We start from the raw sequence: 14,709 nt of genomic DNA, 5'->3' as shown, positions 1-14,709 counted from the left end.
AGGCGGCGGCTAAGGTGCCGAAGGATGCACCCCCGGGCGGTACTTGGGGACGCGTACCGTCACCTTCATCCCCGCGCCGACACCCGTCTCGATGACGAGGCCGTGCTCCGCCCCGTACACCTGGCGCAGCCGCTCGTCCACATTGGACAGGCCGATGCCTGAGCCCGCCGGGTGCTCCCCGCGCAGAACGGCGCGCAGCCGCTCCGGGTCCATGCCGATGCCGTCGTCCTCGACGGTCACCACCGCCTCGGCGCCCGCGTCCCGGGCGGCGATGGTGACCCGGCAGCCCCGCTCCCGGTCCTGGAGGCCGTGCTTGACGGCGTTCTCCACGAGCGGCTGGAGGCAGAGGAACGGCAAGGTCACCGGGAGCACCTCGGGGGCGATCTGCAGGGTCACCTTCAGACGGTCGCCGAACCGGGCCCCGGCCAGCGCCAAGTACTGCTCGATGGAACGGAGTTCGTCGGCGAGCTGGGCGAACTCACCGTGCCTGCGGAAGGAGTAGCGGGTGAAGTCGGCGAACTCCAGGAGCAGTTCCCTGGCCCGCTCCGGGTCGGTGCGGACGAACGAGGCGATGGCGGCGAGGGAGTTGAAGATGAAGTGCGGGGAGATCTGGGCGCGCAGGGCGCGGATCTCGGCCTCCACGATCCGGGTGCGCGAACGGTCCAGCTCGGCCAGCTCCAGCTGGACGGAGACCCAGCGGGCCACCTCGGTCGCGGCCCGTACGAGGACGGCCGACTCCCGGGAGCCGTAGGCGACGAGTGCGCCGAGGACGCCGTCCTCGCCGGAGAGCGGGGCGGTCACCGCCCAGCGCAGCGGGCACGCCGGGTCGTCGCAGCCGCTGTGCGCGGAGCGGCTGCGGCCGGTCGCCAGGGTCTCGGCGGCCTGCCCGGGCACGTGCGCGCGGTGGTGGTCCTCGCCCGGTCCGTCCCAGGCGAGGACCGCGCCCCGGTCGGTGAGGCAGAGCGCCTCGGTGCCGAGCAGCGAGCGGAGCGTGCGGGCCGCCTTCCGCGCGGTCTCCTCGGTGAGTCCGGCGCGCAGCGGGGGCGCGGCGAGGGAGGCGGTGTGCAGGGTGTGGAAGGTGGCCCGTTCGACGGGGGTCCCGAGGTCGGGGTCGGCGGTGCGGCCGCCGCGCCGGGCGGCGAGGCGGCCGAGGACGAAGCCGGCGGCGAGGAGCACAGCGCCGGCGGCGGCCGCGGCGGCGAGGGCGATGCCGCTCATCGGCGTACCTCCTGGACGGGGACGGGGACCGTGCCGGTGATCTCCTCCGGGAGGTGGAGCCGGGCGAGGATGGCGGGCGTGCCGGGCGGGATCCGCCGGGGGGTGGCGAGCGAGACGAGCACCATCGTCAGGAAGCCCAGGGGGACCGACCAGACGGCGGGCCAGGCCATCAGGGTGTGCGGCCAGCCCTCGGGGGCGAGTCCGGCCCGGGTCGCCATCACGGCCGCGAGGGCGGAGCCTCCGCCGAGCAGGAGCCCGGCCATGGCGCCCGGCGGGGTGAGCCGGCGCCACCAGATCCCGAGGACGAGGAGCGGGCAGAAGGAGGAGGCGGAGACCGCGAAGGCGAGGCCGACGGCGTCGGCGACCGGGACCTTGGAGGCGACCACCCCGACGGCGAGCGGGACGGCGGTGGCGAGCAGGGTCGCGAGACGGAAGTGCCGTACGCCGCGGGAGGACGTCCGGGAGGGCAGGACGTCCTGGGTGAGGACCCCGGCGACCGACATGGTGAGCCCGGAGGCCGTGGAGAGGAACGCGGCGAAGGCGCCGGCCGCGAGGAGCGCCCCGAGGAGGTCGCCGAGGAGACCGCCGAGCATCCGGTCGGGCAGGACGAGGACGGCGGCGTCGGCGGAACCGGTGAGGGCGAGTTCGGGGGCGTAGATCCGGCCGAGGGCTCCGTACAGGGGCGGCAGCAGATAGAACGCGCCGACGAGTCCGAGGACGACGAGCGTCGTGCGCCGGGCGGCGCGGCCGTGCGGGCTGGTGTAGAAGCGGACGGCGACGTGCGGCAGGCCCATGGTGCCGAGGAAGGTCGCGAGGATCAGCCCGTACGTGGCGTACAGCTGGTGCCCGTCGCGGCCCCCGGCGAGCGGCTGGGACCAACCGAGGGGATCGGAGCCGCCGGCGGCCCTCTCGGGAAGCGCCGACCCCGGGGCGAAGGCGAGCGAGGTGCCGCCCTGGACGTGATGGGTGCCGGGGGTGAGGGTGACGGTCCGCCCGGTGTACGCGACGGAGTCGACGCTGCCGGAGACGGTGACCGTGAGCGGGGCGTCGAGCCCGATCCGTACCGTGTCGGCGACCTTGACGACGGTGTGGCCCCGCAGCACGGCGGGGGCGTCGAAACGGGCCCGGGGCGCCTCGTCCCCGTACCAGGCGGCGAGCAGGAAGAGGGCGGGGACGAGCAGCGCGGTGAGCTTCAGCCAGTACTGGAAGGCCTGGACGAAGGTGATGCTGCGCATGCCGCCCGCGGCGACCGTGCCGGTGACGACGAGGGCGACGAGCAGCCCGCCGACCCAGTCGGGGGCGCCGGTGAGGATCTCCAGGGTGAGGCCGGCGCCCTGGAGCTGCGGCAGCAGGTACAGCCAGCCGATGCCGACGACGAAGAGGCTGGCGAGCCGCCGGGCCTGCGGGGATTCGAGACGGGCCTCGGCGAAGTCGGAGAGGGTGTACGCCCCGGAGCGGCGCAGCGGGGCGGCGACGAGGACGAGCAGGACGAGGTATCCGGCGGTGTAGCCGACCGGGTACCAGAGCATCGCGGGGCCCTGGACGAGGACGAGTCCGGCGATGCCGAGGAAGGAGGCGGCGGAGAGGTACTCGCCGCTGATGGCGGCGGCGTTGAGGCCCGGCCGGACGGTCCGGGAGGCCACGTAGAAGTCGGAGGTGGTGCGGGAGACGCGCAGGCCGAGGGCGCCGATGAGGACGGTGGCGAGGACGACGGCGGTGACGGCGGCGACGGCGTAGGTCTGGTTCACGCGCGGCACTTCACCGTTCGACGAGGCCGGTGAAGTCGCGCTCGTTGCGCTCCGCCCTGCGCACGTACCAGTGGGCGATGGCCCAGACGACCGGGTACACGCCGAAGCCGAGGGCGGCCCAGACGAGCGCCTCGGGCGCGGGCAGCGCGAGCAGCAGCGGCAGCGAGCCGACGAGCAGGGCCAGGGCACCGAGGGCGGTGAGGGCGGCGCGGAGCTGACTGCGCATCAGGGAGCGGACGTAGGTGTGGCCGAGGGTGGTCTGCTCGTCGATCTCGGAGCGGGCCGGCGGATGGACGGGGCGCCGCCCGGCCGGCACGGGCACGGCTCCCGGGCCGTGGGCGGAGGCGTAGGTGACGGTCTCGCGCCGGGGCCTGCGCGGGGGGTGCTGCTCCGGCATCGGCGTCCGCTCTCTGACTGGCTCCTGGGTCCGTGGAGTGTATGCAGCCGGGGTGCGGCGCCGGTAGGGGTACGGGTTCAGCCGCCGGCCCGGCGCATCAGGAGGTCCCGCAGGTGGCGGGCGTGGCGGCGGCTGACGGCCAGGTCGGTGTCGCCGATCCGCACCGAGGTGGCGCCGGAGTCGAGCCGGAGTTCGTCGATGCGGCCGAGGGCCACGAGGTGGCTGCGGTGGATGCGGACGAAGCCCCGGGCCGCCCACCGCTCCTCCAGGGTGGAGATCGGGATGCGGACGAGGTGGCTGCCCTGGTCGGTGTGGAGGCGGGCGTAGTCGCCGTGGGCCTCGACGTACGCGATCTCGTCGACGGGGACGAAGCGGGTCACCCCGCCGAGTTCGACGGGGATCTGCTCGGGGGCCGCCGGGGCGGCGGGCGCGGCGGTGGCGTGGACGAGCTCGTGGACGCGGCGTACGGCTTCGCCGAGGCGCTCGCGGCGGACCGGCTTGAGGACGTAGTCGACCGCCTTCAGGTCGAAGGCCTGGAGCGCGAAGCCCTCGTGGGCCGTGACGAAGACGATGTGCGGGGGCCGGGCGAAGCCCGCGAGCAGCCGGGCGACGTCCAGGCCGGTGAGGCCGGGCATGTGGATGTCGAGGAAGACGACGTCGATGCCCTCGTCGCCGTCGGGACCGGTCTCCAGGGCGCGCCCGATCCTGCGCAGGGCGGCCGTGGCGTCGCCTGCGCCTTCGGCGGTCCGGACGCGGGGGTCGGCGCGCAGCAGGTACAGCAGTTCCCCGAGGGCGGGCTCCTCGTCGTCGACGGCCAGTACGCGCAGCATGCGCGGGAGTCTATTTGAGGAGTTTCGACAGGCGGCGGTCGGCGAGGACCTTCCCTCCGGTCTGGCAGGTGGGGCAGTACTGGAGGGAGGAGTCGCTGAAGGAGACCTCGCGGATGGTGTCGCCGCAGACCGGGCAGGGTTCGCCGGTGCGGCCGTGGACGCGCAGGCCGGTCTTCTTCTCGGCCTTGAGCTTGCCGGCGGCGAGGCCGTGGGAGCGTTCGACGGCCTCGCGGAGGGTGGTGCGCATCGCCGTCCAGAGGGCGGTGGTCTCCTCCGGGGTGAGGTTCTGGGTGGGTTTGAACGGGGACATCTTCGCGACGTGCAGGATCTCGTCGCTGTAGGCGTTGCCGATGCCCGCGATGAGGCTCTGGTCGCGCAGCGCTCCCTTGATCTGGCGCCGCTCCCCGGCGAGCAGGGCGGCGAACTCCTCCGCGCCGAAGTCCTCCGCGAGCGGGTCGGGGCCGAGGCGGGCGACGCCCGGCACGTCCTGGGGGTCGTGGACCAGGTGGACGGCGAGGCGTTTGGTGGTGCCGGCCTCGGTGAGGTCGAAGCCGTCGCCGCCGGTGAGGGCGATACGCAGCGCCAGCGGGCCCTTGCCCGGTTTCGGCGGCCCCGAGGGCAGTGGGTCCTGCCAGCGGAGCCAGCCCGCGCGGGCCAGGTGGATCAGGAGGTGGAGTTCGCCCGCGGCACCGGTGGTGGTGAGGTCGAGGAACTTCCCGTGCCGGCCGACGGCGGTGAACTCGGCGCCCTCGACGGCGCTCAGGGGCGGGTCGTACGTCTTGAGGACGCTGATCGCGACGGGCAGGACGCGGGCGATCTCCTTGCCCACCAGGTGCGTGTCGAGGAACGCGCGGAGCGCTTCCACCTCGGGGAGTTCGGGCATGGCTCCACCCTGCCGCACCGTGCATCGGGGCGCGCGGCGGACGGCGTCTAGGGTTGCGGCGTGCGTGTACTGCTCGTCGAGGACGACGAAGACCTCCGGTTCGGGGTGGCCGCCGCTCTGCGGGCCGCCGGGCTCGCCGTCGACGAGGCCGCCGATCTGCCCCGCGCCGACGAGGCGCTGTTCGTCACGGCGTACGACTGCGCGGTCTTCGACCGGATGCTGCCGTCCGGCGACGCCGCCGCCTATGTCGACGGGCTGCGGCGTTCCGGGCGTCACGTGCCGGTCCTGTTCCTGACCGCGCGCGACACCGTGGCGGACCGGGTGGAGGGCTTCGCGAGCGGTGGGGACGACTACCTCGTCAAGCCCTTCGCCGTGCCCGAGCTGGTCGCCCGGGTGCGCAGCCTGTGCCGCCGGTCCGCGGTCGTCCGGCCGCCGGTGCACCGGATCGGTGACCTGGAGATCGACACCGCCCGCCGGCACGTGCGCCGCGCCGGGGTGCTGCTCATGCTGACGAGCCGGGAGTTCGCGGTCCTCGAGGTCCTCGCGGCCCGCTGCGACCAGGCGGTCTCCCGCGCCGAGCTGATCGAGAGCTGCTGGGACGAGATGGCCGAACCGCAGTCGAACGTCCTGGAGGTGCTCGTCTCCCAGCTGCGCCGCAAGCTCGGGGAGCCGCCGCTGATCCACACCGTGCGCGGGGTCGGCTACCGGCTCTCGCCGTCCGACGGCGTGTCGTGAGGACCACCTCGCGGCCGCTCACGCCGAAGGACCGCGTGCTGCGGCTGCGCCGGCGGATCAGTCTGCTGTTCGCGCTGACCAGCGCCGTGGGGCTGATCGCGATGGCCGTGCTCGCCGTGCGCGGCGACAGCGGCCGCTGGCGGGAGCAGCTCGATCACACGATGGACGCGGACACGAGCTGGGCCCTCGGGCTCCTGGAGACCGACGAGGGCGGGCGGCTCGTCCTGGACGTCCTGGCCGACTCGGTGGACACCGCGTGCCCTCCGCTGACCGTGCTGCTCGTGGACCCGGCGGACACGGACCGGCTGACCGTCGAGCACGCGCCGGCGAAGCCGTGCCTGACCGTGAGCCGGGACGTCGTCCTGGACGCGGGCCGTGCGGCGGTGCGGGCCGACGGCGTACGGGCCTTCGACGGGCGTACGACGGGCGGCGATCCGGTCCGTGTGTTCGCGCAGCCCTTCTACGCGCCAGAGGCGGCCGACGGCGAGGCGCCGCAGGGCGTGCTCGTGACCGTGGCCGACGCGACCGCGCCGCGGGACGACCACCGGCGGCTCGTCCGGCTGGCGGCGGGCGGCTGCGCGGTGCTCGTCCTGCTGTCGGCGGCGGTCGGTCACGTCCTGTCGGGCCGCGCGGTCCGGCCCGCGCTCGCCGCGCTCGACCGGCAGGAGGCCTTCCTCGCGGACGCCGCGCACGATCTGCGGACCCCGGCCGCCTCGCTCCGGACGCTCGCCGAGACGGCGCTGCGCGGCGAGACCGACAGCGCGGACGTGCACCGGCGCACGCTGCGGCTCGCGGAGGGCATGGGCCGGCTCGTCGACGGGCTGCTCACCCGGGCCCGGCTGATGTCCGGTACGGCGGCGGTGGCGCGGCAGCCGCTGCGTCTGGACCAGCTGGTGGAGGCCGTGGTGGAGGAATCCGCCGGTGAGGGCCATCGCGTCCGGGTGGAGGCCGAGGAGACGGTCGTGGTGGCCGACCCCGATCTCGTACGCCGGGCCGTCGGCAATCTGCTGGACAACGCGCTCGCGCACGGCCACGCGCCGGGCGTTCCGGCGGAGGTGCTGCTCACGGTGGGCCGGGACGGCACGCTGACGGTCGAGGACGCGGGGCCCGGCCTGCCTCCGGAGGTGGCGGGCGCGCTGTTCGAGCGGTTCCGCAGCGGATCGGGGTCCACCGGCCTGGGTCTGTCGATCGCCTCCTGGGTGGCGCACGCGCACGGCGGCACCCTCACGGCGGGGCGGTCGGTGGCGGGCGGGGCGCGGTTCGTGCTGCGGCTGCCGGCCTCGGACTGACCCGGGACCCGTCCGCGACGGAACCGTCCTCGGCGCATCCTCAGCATCCTCGCGTGACGCTTCCCGCAAAGGGACCGTCCTCAGCAAATCCTCAGCATCCGTGCGTGACGCTTCCCCGGACCGACCACTCAGGGGAGTTTCCGTGTTCCGCTCCACCGCCCGCCGCCGGGCCCTCGTCCTCGCCCTCGCCGTCCTCGGCACCACGTCCCTGGCCGCCTGCACGGCCGGGCCGGGCCAGGACGGGAAGCGGCCCCGCACCTCCGCCTCCCCCGTCGACCCGGCCGCCCGCCCCGATCTGCGGCGCTTCTACGGCCAGAAGCTGGTGTGGCGGCCCTGCGGCGACGTCCGGTGCGCGACGCTCACCGTGCCCAGGGACTACTCCCGTCCGGGCGACGGCAAGACCTTCGTGCTGCCGGTGGCGAAGGCGGCCACCGCGCTCCCGGGGAAGCGCGTCGGTTCGCTCGTCCTCAACCCGGGCGGCCCGGGCGAGCCCGGCGCCAAGCTCGTCCAGGACGGTGTCGCCGACGAGATCGGCCGGGGCGTGCGGGAGCGGTTCGACGTCGTGTCCTTCGACCCGCGCGGGGTCGGCGGCAGCAAGCCGGCCCTGACCTGCCGCACCGAGGGCGGGACCGAGACCGTCGACGCGACGCCGCTCGACCCCCGTACCGACGCCGAGCGCGCCGAGGCCCTGGCGGGTGCGCGGGCGCAGGCCGCCGCCTGCCGGAAGGCCAGCGGCCCGCTGCTGCCGCACGTCGGGACGGAGGACGCGGCCCGGGACCTCGACGTGCTGAGGGCGGCCCTCGGCGAGCGTGCGCTGACGTACGTCGGCTGGTCGTACGGCACGAGCCTGGGCACCTCGTACGCCGAGCAGTTCCCGCGCCGCGTACGGGCGATGGTGCTGGACGGCGCGGTCGACCCGTCCCTGGACTGGCGACAGCGCGTCCTGGGCCAGTCGACCGGGTTCCGGGACGCGGTCGACGAGTACGCCGACTCCTGCGCCGACGTGGTCGGCGAAGGCTGCCCCGGCGGGTCGCCCGAGGAGATACGCGCCCTGATCGACGGGCTCCTCGAACGGACGCGGCGCGCACCGCTGACGGTCGACGGCTCCGAGGACGGTCTCGACGCGGCGGGCCTGGTCAGCGCGCTCAGCCTGTCGATGTACACGCCGGAGGCGCAGTGGGAGGGCCTGTCGGCGGCGCTGCGGGCGGCGGAGGGCGGCGACGGTACGAAGCTGGCGGCCCTGGCGGCGGGCGAGGAGGAGACGCCCGACACCGACACCGACGCCAATGCCGATGCCGATACCGACGCCGATGCCGGCCCCGATGGCCAGGAGGCCACGGGGACGGCGGGCGACGTGCCCGAGGACAACAGCGAGGCCGCCCTCATCGCCGTCAACTGCCTCGACGTCCCCCACCCGCGCGACGCCCAGGCCTACTGGGACGCGCTGGCCCCCGCCGACAAGGCCGCGGGGGTGTACGGCACGTCCGGGGTGATGAGCGAGCTGGTCTGCAAGGACTGGCCGGCCGGCACCCAGCGCCCGCACCGGGTGCGGGCGGCGGGCGTTCCGCCGGTCCTCGTCGTCGGTACGGAGGGGGACCCGGCGACCCCGTACGAGGAGGCGGTGAGCCTGGCGCGCCAGTTCCCCGGCGGCATGCTGCTGTCCTTCCGGGCCCCCGGGCACACCGGTTACGGCCGTGACGCCTGCGTCGACGCGAAGGTCGAGGCCTACCTGGTCTCCCTCACCAAGGTCAGCCCCGGCACTACGTGCGCTCCGTAGCGTCCGGCGGGTCGAGCAGGTCGAGTTCCGCGGTGAGCGCGGCGGCGAGGGCGGCGAGGTCGGGGACGGCCTCGCCGTCGGCGACGAGGCCGATGTGGACCCGGCCGCCGTACGGGGACATGGCGATGGCGAGGGACTGGCCGCGGGCGAGCGGGGCCATGGGGAAGAGCGCGCGCAGCGGGGCGCCGCCGAGGGAGAGCGCGGAGCGCGGCAGCGGCACCTGGGTGACCAGGAGGTCGAAGAGGAGACGGGCCGCTCCGGCGGCGAGGGGGGCGCCGAATCGGTGGGCGAGCGGGTGGAGCTGGTCGGCGAGGAGGGCGACGGCGCCCGCTCCCCGGAAGGGTCCTGCGGCCTTGTTGCGGTCCATGGCGGCCCGGACGGCGGCGAGCCGGGAGGCGGGGTCGGGGTCGGTGACCGGCAGGTCGAGGAGGTAGCCGGAGAGGCTGTTCCCGGGTCCGGCCGGGCCGCCGGGGCGGCGGCGGGAGACGGGCACGAGGGCGCGCGGGTCGGTGCCGGGCAGGGGCAGGTCGCGGCCGTCGAACCAGCGGCGGAGGGCGCCGGCGACGAGGGCGAGGAGGACGTCGTTGGCGGTGCCGCCGGTGGTGCGGCGGATCCGCTGGACGCGGTCGAGGGGCAGGGTGACGGTGGCGATCCGCCGTGTGCCGCTGGATTCGGCGGCGAGCGGGCCGGTGGGGCGCGGGTCGAGGTGGCCGGCGCGGGCGACGGAGGAGCCGACGACCGAGGCGCCGACCTCGACGGCCCGGCCGAGGTCGCCGAGGCGGTCCCGGGCGATGCCGAGGAGGCGGCCGGGGCCGGGGAGCCAGGAGCGCGGGGGGACGGGGCGGGCGCGGCCCGACGGGCGTCGTCCCGCCGCGATCTCGTCGAAGATCCCGGCGCCGATGGCGACGGCGCGCATGCCGTCGGCGAGGGCGTGGTGGAGTTTGACGAGGACGGCGAAGGAGCCGTCGGGGGCGCCGCTGAGCAGGTACATCTCCCAGGGCGGGAGGCCGCGGGCGACGGGGCGTTCCATGAGTTCCGCGGCGAGCAGGGCGGTCTCGGCGGGGAAGTCGGTGCCGGGGACGGTGATCTCGTGGACGTGCCGGCGTACGTCGAAGTCGGGGTCGGCGCTCCAGGCCGCGCCGCCCACGGGGAACAGGACGTCGCGGACGCGCATCCGGAGGCGGGGGACGGCGGCGGCGCGCCGGGCGAGGAGTCCGAGGATGTCGGCCGGTTCGTTCCCGGCGGTGGGGGGCGGTGGGCCGAAGTGGGCGAGAGCCCCGAGGTGCAGGGGGTGTTCGGTGGATTCGAGGTGCCAGAAGGCCAGGTCCAGGGGTGCCAGTAGCTCGCTGCTCACAGTGTCCTCTTGTCCGGCGGTGTCCTGCGGTGTTCTACGACGTGTCCTACGCGGGGAGGTGGCGAACGAAGTCAATCGCGTACCGTCAGTTACGGTCAAGTACCATCAGTTCACGCTCAGTTAACAAGTTCAGCGCTCCACGGTGAACTCGCACCACACGCACTTGCCGCCACCCCGTGGCTCCACGCCCCACGCGTCGGAGAGCCGGTCGACCAGGAGCAGTCCGCGCCCGGACACCCCCGCGTCCCCGGCCTCGCGGCGCCGGGGCAGGGCGCTGGACCGGTCCTCCACCTCCACCCGCAGCCGCCTCGGGGGCCCGGTCAGGATCCGCAGGGTCACGATCGCTCCCCCGTCGGTGTGCATCAGGGCGTTGGTCATCAGCTCGTCGGCGACCAGTTCGATCTCGTCGGCGCGCTCCCCCGCGCCCCAGGCCCGGACGGCGGCCCGGATCATGTGCCGGGCGGAGCTCAGCGCCTCCGGGTCGTTCTGGGCCACGTGCTGCTGGAAGCGGCCGGTGCCCCGCGGGTGGTACGTGCCGTGGCGGCGCAGCAGCAGGATCGCGACGTCGTCCTCGCCGCCCCGCTCGGCGACGACGTCGCAGAGGTGGTCGGCGAGGTGCTGGAGGTCGGCGGGGCCGCGCCGGACGAGCGAGGAGAGCCACTGGAGGCCCTCGTCGAGGTCGGCGCCCGGCTTCTCCACGAGCCCGTCGGTGTAGAGCATCAGCGTCTGGCCGGGGTCCAGCTCCAGCGTGGTCACCGGATAGTCCAGGCGGCCGAACTCCGCCGAGAGCCCGAGCGGAAGGCCACCCTCCACGGGGAGTCTGCGGCAGCGGCCGTCGATCTCCCGGATCAGCGGGTCGACATGACCGGCGCGTACCACCTGGACGACTCCGGTGCCGAGGTCGACCTCCGCGTAGGTGCAGGTGGCGAAGCGTTCGGTGTCGAGTTCATGGAGGAAGACGGAGGCCCGGGCCATGACCGTGGCGGGCGGGTGGCCCTCGGCGGCGTAGGCGCGCAGCACGATCCGCAGCTGGCCCATGACGGCCGCCGCGTGGGTGTCGTGGCCCTGCACGTCGCCGATGACGCAGCCGACCCGGCCGCCGGGCAGCGCGATGACGTCGTACCAGTCGCCGCCGATGTCCCGGCCGAGCCGGGCGGAGCGGTAGCGGACGGCCGTCTGGGCACCGGGCACCTCGGGGATCCGGCGGGGCAGCATCGCCTGCTGGAGCCCTTCGGCGAGGTCGTGCTCCTGCTCGTAGAGCACGGCCCGCTGGAGGCTCTGGGCGATGCTGCTGCCGAGGGCGACGAGCAGTGTCCGCTCGTCCTCGCTGAAGCCGGTCTTGTCGCTGTAGAGCAGGCCGAGCGCGCCGATGGGCCGGGCCTGGGCGATGAGCGGCAGATAGGCGGCCGCGGTGATGCCGAGCCCGCTGATGTGCGGCCAGAGCACGGGGAAGGAGTCGGCGAAGTCCCGGGGCGATTCGATGAACCGGGGGCGCAGGGTCCGGATGACCTCGCTCATCGGGTACGGCTCGTCCACCCGGGTGAACCGGGTGCCCGGCACGAAGGCCCCGTCGGGACCCTCCGCGACGAGATGGATGCGGCCGGCTTCGAGGAGGCCCATGACCAGGCTGGCGGCCCCGAAGTGTTCCAGCGCGTGCGAGTCGTTGAGCAGGTCGATGACGTCCTGCACGGTCCGGGCGTAGGCGAGGGCCGCCGTGGTGCCCTCGACGACCCCGGCCCGCTTTCTGCGCCCTTCGTCGAGGCCGAGCCGGGCGGCGGACTCGGTGAGTTCATGGGTGGCGTCGCGCAGGATGCCGATGATGCGGACGGGCCGGCCGGCGTCGTCGCGGTGGACGAGGCCCTGGGTGTGGGTCCACTGGTGGCTGCCGTCGCGGCGGCGGATGCGGAAGTACGCGCCGTACTGCTCGCTGCCGTCCTTGAGCGCCTGGGCCACGAGGGTGTCGAGCCGGCGGCCCTCGTCCGGCAGCACCCGCGGGCTCAGGCTCTCGGGCCGGCCGTCGTACTCGTCGGGGTCCATGTCGAACACGTCGAGGGCGGCGTCGTCCATGGCCATGGTGCCGGTGAGCAGGTCCCAGTCGAAGCCGCCCATCCGGAAGGCGGAGCCGTGGTCGGCCAGGATCCGTGTGCCGGTCTCCGGTTTCTCCGGCGCACGGCCGAGCCGCGCGATCGCCTCCCCGCCCCCGCTGCCCGCGTTCATGGGGCCACGCTAGGCGCAGCCCCGCCCGGCCGCACCAGGAAGATCCGTTTCACCCTTGGAAGGTCTCCGGCTGGTCGGGTGCCGGACCGGCCGGGAAGAGCTCGTCGGGCGGCAGTTCGCCGTCGGGGACGGTGGGGGGTTCCGCGAACGGGTCGGGGAGGGGCTCGGTGTACGGGTCGGGGTACGGGTCCGCGGACGGATCGGGGGCGGACGGCGTCGGCTCCGACGGGTCGGGGACGTCCTGGTGCGGGGTCGTGGGGGCCGGCCGGAGGGGGTCCGGGGAGCCGGGCGGCGGCGGCACGGGAGCCGGGGAGGCGGGGTCCGGGGAGGCGGGCCGGCCGGGGCCGGTCGGGTCGGGCGTGCCGGCCCCGCCGAGGGCGCAGGCGTCGGGGTCGCAGGCGGGCTCCACGTCGGGCTTCCGGTCCTCGGCGCCGTCGCTGCCGGTCTGCCGCTCGATCCAGGTGCGGTCGGTGGTGTTCACGATGACCAGGCTGCCGACGACGGAGCTGGTGGGCTTGACGGTGATCACGCGGTCGGGGTCGAAGCCGTCCCAGGCCTCGCCCTGGTGGATGCCGCTGCGGTCGGCGGCGGGGCTGCGGAGGGGGTTGCCGCAGGCGCAGCGGACGCGCGGGGCGCCGTACTGGTCGACGAGGACCGACGTACCGGTCTGCAGGACGGCCTGGAAGGCGCGGGGCTTGCCCTCGCGGTAGCCGTGGTCGGTGACGCGGATGTCGGCGCGCAGGGCGACCGGGGTGAGCCCGCGGAGCCAGTCGGCGACGTGGGACTCGGGGATGCCGGCCGCGTCGGCGAAGGCGCGCGTCTTGGCCTGGTCCGCGGCCAGGAGGGCGACCTGCTGTTCGACGTCGCAGCTGCCGACGGCACGGGTGCCGCCGTAGAGGCCGGGGGTGGAGCCGGCGACCTCGCGGACCTGCTCGGCGCCGTCGTCCGGCTGCCGGTTCGGGGCGGCGGGCGGTGCGGTGTTGCGGACGGTGGAGGCGGTGAAGGGGTCGGGACCGTGGGCACCGAGCGCCTGGAGGAAGACGTCCTCCTGGACGGGGGCCGCGGCCGGTTCGCCGCCGGCGCCTTCCCACACGGAGTCGCAGCCCGTGAGCAGCAGGGCCGGGACGAGCGCCGCGGCCGCGAGGCCGGTTCGCCGCGTCCGGCGGAGGGATGAGCGCACCTGGTTCTCCCGACTTTCTCTCTCCGGGCCCGGCGCCCGGTTTGCGGCCAGTCCTTCATGTCTGTCGCAGTGCGTAGGGGTCCGCAAGCGGAGCGCAGCCGACCGGGTCCACCATCCCGGGGACTTGAACACGTTCAAGAGAGGCCCTACGCTCGACCCGTCAGTTGAACGCGTTCAAGTGGGGGTGCTGGCGTATGACCGCGCTGTCGGTCCTGGTGAGTTCGGTCGTGATGATCGGCATGTTCTGGGTCGTACCGACGGGGCTCGCGCTTCTCGACGGCCCCCGGCCACCGACCTGGGACCCGCTCCGGCGTGTCTGGCCCCTGCTCGCCGTCCCGGGAGCCGTATCCCTCTGGCTCCCGCGGTCCGGACTCGCCACCGCGCTCGCCGGCGTCTACGCCCTCGCGACCCTGGCCCTCGCGCTCCAGGCCCCGGCCAGGCTGATGCTGACGCGTTCGCTCCGGCCGAGCGAGATCGCCGTCCTCTCCGCCCTGGTCGCGCCGTCCGTCGCCGGTCTCGCGCTCGTCGCGGAGCGGGCCTCGTACCCGCTGTTCGGCTTCGACCTCGACATCCTCGCGCTGACCGTCCCGCACTTCCACTTCGCGGGCTTCGCCGCCGCACTGGTCGCCGGACTCGTCAGCCGTACCTCCGACGGTCCCGCCGCACGCGCGGCCGCGCTCAGCGTCCCCGCCGGCACCCTGCTCGTCCTGCTCGGCTACTTCGTCGACGACTGGGCCGAGCTCGCCGGGGCCGTCGTCCTCACGGCCGGGATGGCCGCGGTCTCCGTGCTGACCCTCCGCGAGCGCCGCGAACTCGCCGCCGACCGCTTCACCCGGGGCCTCCTCGCCGTCTCTGCCCTGGTCCTCGCCGTCACCATGCTGCTCGCGCTCAGCTGGGCGCTCGGCGAGGCCACCGGGCTCCCCCACCTCTCGCTGACCTGGACGGCCGCCACCCACGGCCTGGGCAACGCCCTCGGCTTCGCCGTCTGCGCCCTCCTCGCCCGGCGCCGCCTGCGGACCGACCGCACGACCCCGTCCCCCGCCCCACCCGCCCGCAGACCGACCGCACGACCCCGCCCCAC

The 14,709-nt window shown here is 74.9% G+C and carries 11 protein-coding genes and 1 pseudogene; 4 read left to right on the top strand and 8 right to left on the bottom strand.

The genetic code is table 11. The annotated features are described in order from the left end of the window. Positions 1 to 9: 9 nt before the first annotated feature. From AB5J54_RS34915 to AB5J54_RS34895, 5 genes are all read right to left on the bottom strand, one after another. Entirely contained in the window at positions 10 to 1,218 is a 1,209-nt protein-coding gene (locus AB5J54_RS34915) for a sensor histidine kinase (RefSeq protein ID WP_369147926.1), read from the bottom strand. Further along, positions 1,215 to 2,966, bottom strand: a complete 1,752-nt coding sequence (locus AB5J54_RS34910) for a cation acetate symporter (RefSeq protein WP_369147925.1) — start codon at positions 2,964 to 2,966, stop codon at positions 1,215 to 1,217. The genes AB5J54_RS34915 and AB5J54_RS34910 overlap by 4 nt, the downstream gene beginning before the upstream one ends. A 10-nt stretch (positions 2,967 to 2,976) precedes the next feature. Further along, positions 2,977 to 3,363: a hypothetical protein gene (locus AB5J54_RS34905; RefSeq protein WP_369147924.1), complete on the bottom strand. Its 387-nt coding sequence runs from the start codon at positions 3,361 to 3,363 to the stop codon at positions 2,977 to 2,979. Between the two features lie 77 nt (positions 3,364 to 3,440). Next, on the bottom strand, positions 3,441 to 4,193 hold the full coding sequence (locus AB5J54_RS34900) for a LytR/AlgR family response regulator transcription factor (RefSeq protein ID WP_369147923.1): 753 nt from the start codon (positions 4,191 to 4,193) through the stop codon (positions 3,441 to 3,443). A 10-nt stretch (positions 4,194 to 4,203) separates the two neighbouring features. Continuing rightward, a complete protein-coding gene (locus AB5J54_RS34895) occupies positions 4,204 to 5,076 on the bottom strand; it encodes an Fpg/Nei family DNA glycosylase (protein WP_369147922.1) in 873 nt (290 codons plus the stop codon). 60 nt (positions 5,077 to 5,136) lie between these two features. Between AB5J54_RS34895 and AB5J54_RS34890 the strand changes: the two genes are divergently transcribed. The 3 genes from AB5J54_RS34890 (at position 5,137) to AB5J54_RS34880 (ending at position 8,877) form a co-directional block, all read left to right on the top strand. Beyond that, a complete protein-coding gene (locus tag AB5J54_RS34890) occupies positions 5,137 to 5,811 on the top strand; it encodes a response regulator transcription factor (protein ID WP_369147921.1) in 675 nt (224 codons plus the stop codon). Next, entirely contained in the window at positions 5,808 to 7,100 is a 1,293-nt protein-coding gene (locus AB5J54_RS34885) for a sensor histidine kinase (protein WP_369147920.1), read from the top strand. The genes AB5J54_RS34890 and AB5J54_RS34885 overlap by 4 nt, the downstream gene beginning before the upstream one ends. Positions 7,101 to 7,242: 142 nt before the next feature. Then, on the top strand, positions 7,243 to 8,877 hold the full coding sequence (locus AB5J54_RS34880; protein WP_369147919.1) for an alpha/beta hydrolase: 1,635 nt from the start codon (positions 7,243 to 7,245) through the stop codon (positions 8,875 to 8,877). Here the strand turns inward: AB5J54_RS34880 and AB5J54_RS34875 are convergent. From AB5J54_RS34875 to AB5J54_RS34865, 3 genes are all read right to left on the bottom strand, one after another. Beyond that, positions 8,861 to 10,231: a wax ester/triacylglycerol synthase family O-acyltransferase gene (locus tag AB5J54_RS34875; RefSeq protein ID WP_369147918.1), complete on the bottom strand. Its 1,371-nt coding sequence runs from the start codon at positions 10,229 to 10,231 to the stop codon at positions 8,861 to 8,863. The genes AB5J54_RS34880 and AB5J54_RS34875 overlap by 17 nt on opposite strands. 129 nt (positions 10,232 to 10,360) lie before the next feature. Then, positions 10,361 to 12,340, bottom strand: a complete 1,980-nt coding sequence (locus tag AB5J54_RS34870) for a SpoIIE family protein phosphatase (RefSeq protein ID WP_369149558.1) — start codon at positions 12,338 to 12,340, stop codon at positions 10,361 to 10,363. Between the two features lie 157 nt (positions 12,341 to 12,497). Further along, a complete protein-coding gene (locus AB5J54_RS34865) occupies positions 12,498 to 13,628 on the bottom strand; it encodes a DUF6777 domain-containing protein (protein WP_369147917.1) in 1,131 nt (376 codons plus the stop codon). Between the two features lie 203 nt (positions 13,629 to 13,831). Between AB5J54_RS34865 and AB5J54_RS34860 the strand changes: the two are divergent. Beyond that, a pseudogene (locus AB5J54_RS34860) lies at positions 13,832 to 14,656 on the top strand (YndJ family protein); the annotation flags it as partial. Positions 14,657 to 14,709 lie beyond the last annotated feature (53 nt).

It is taken from the genome of Streptomyces sp. R44, assembly GCF_041053105.1.
Classification (GTDB): Bacteria; Actinomycetota; Actinomycetes; order Streptomycetales; family Streptomycetaceae; genus Streptomyces.
This window is presented reverse-complemented; position numbering and strand designations above follow the sequence as displayed.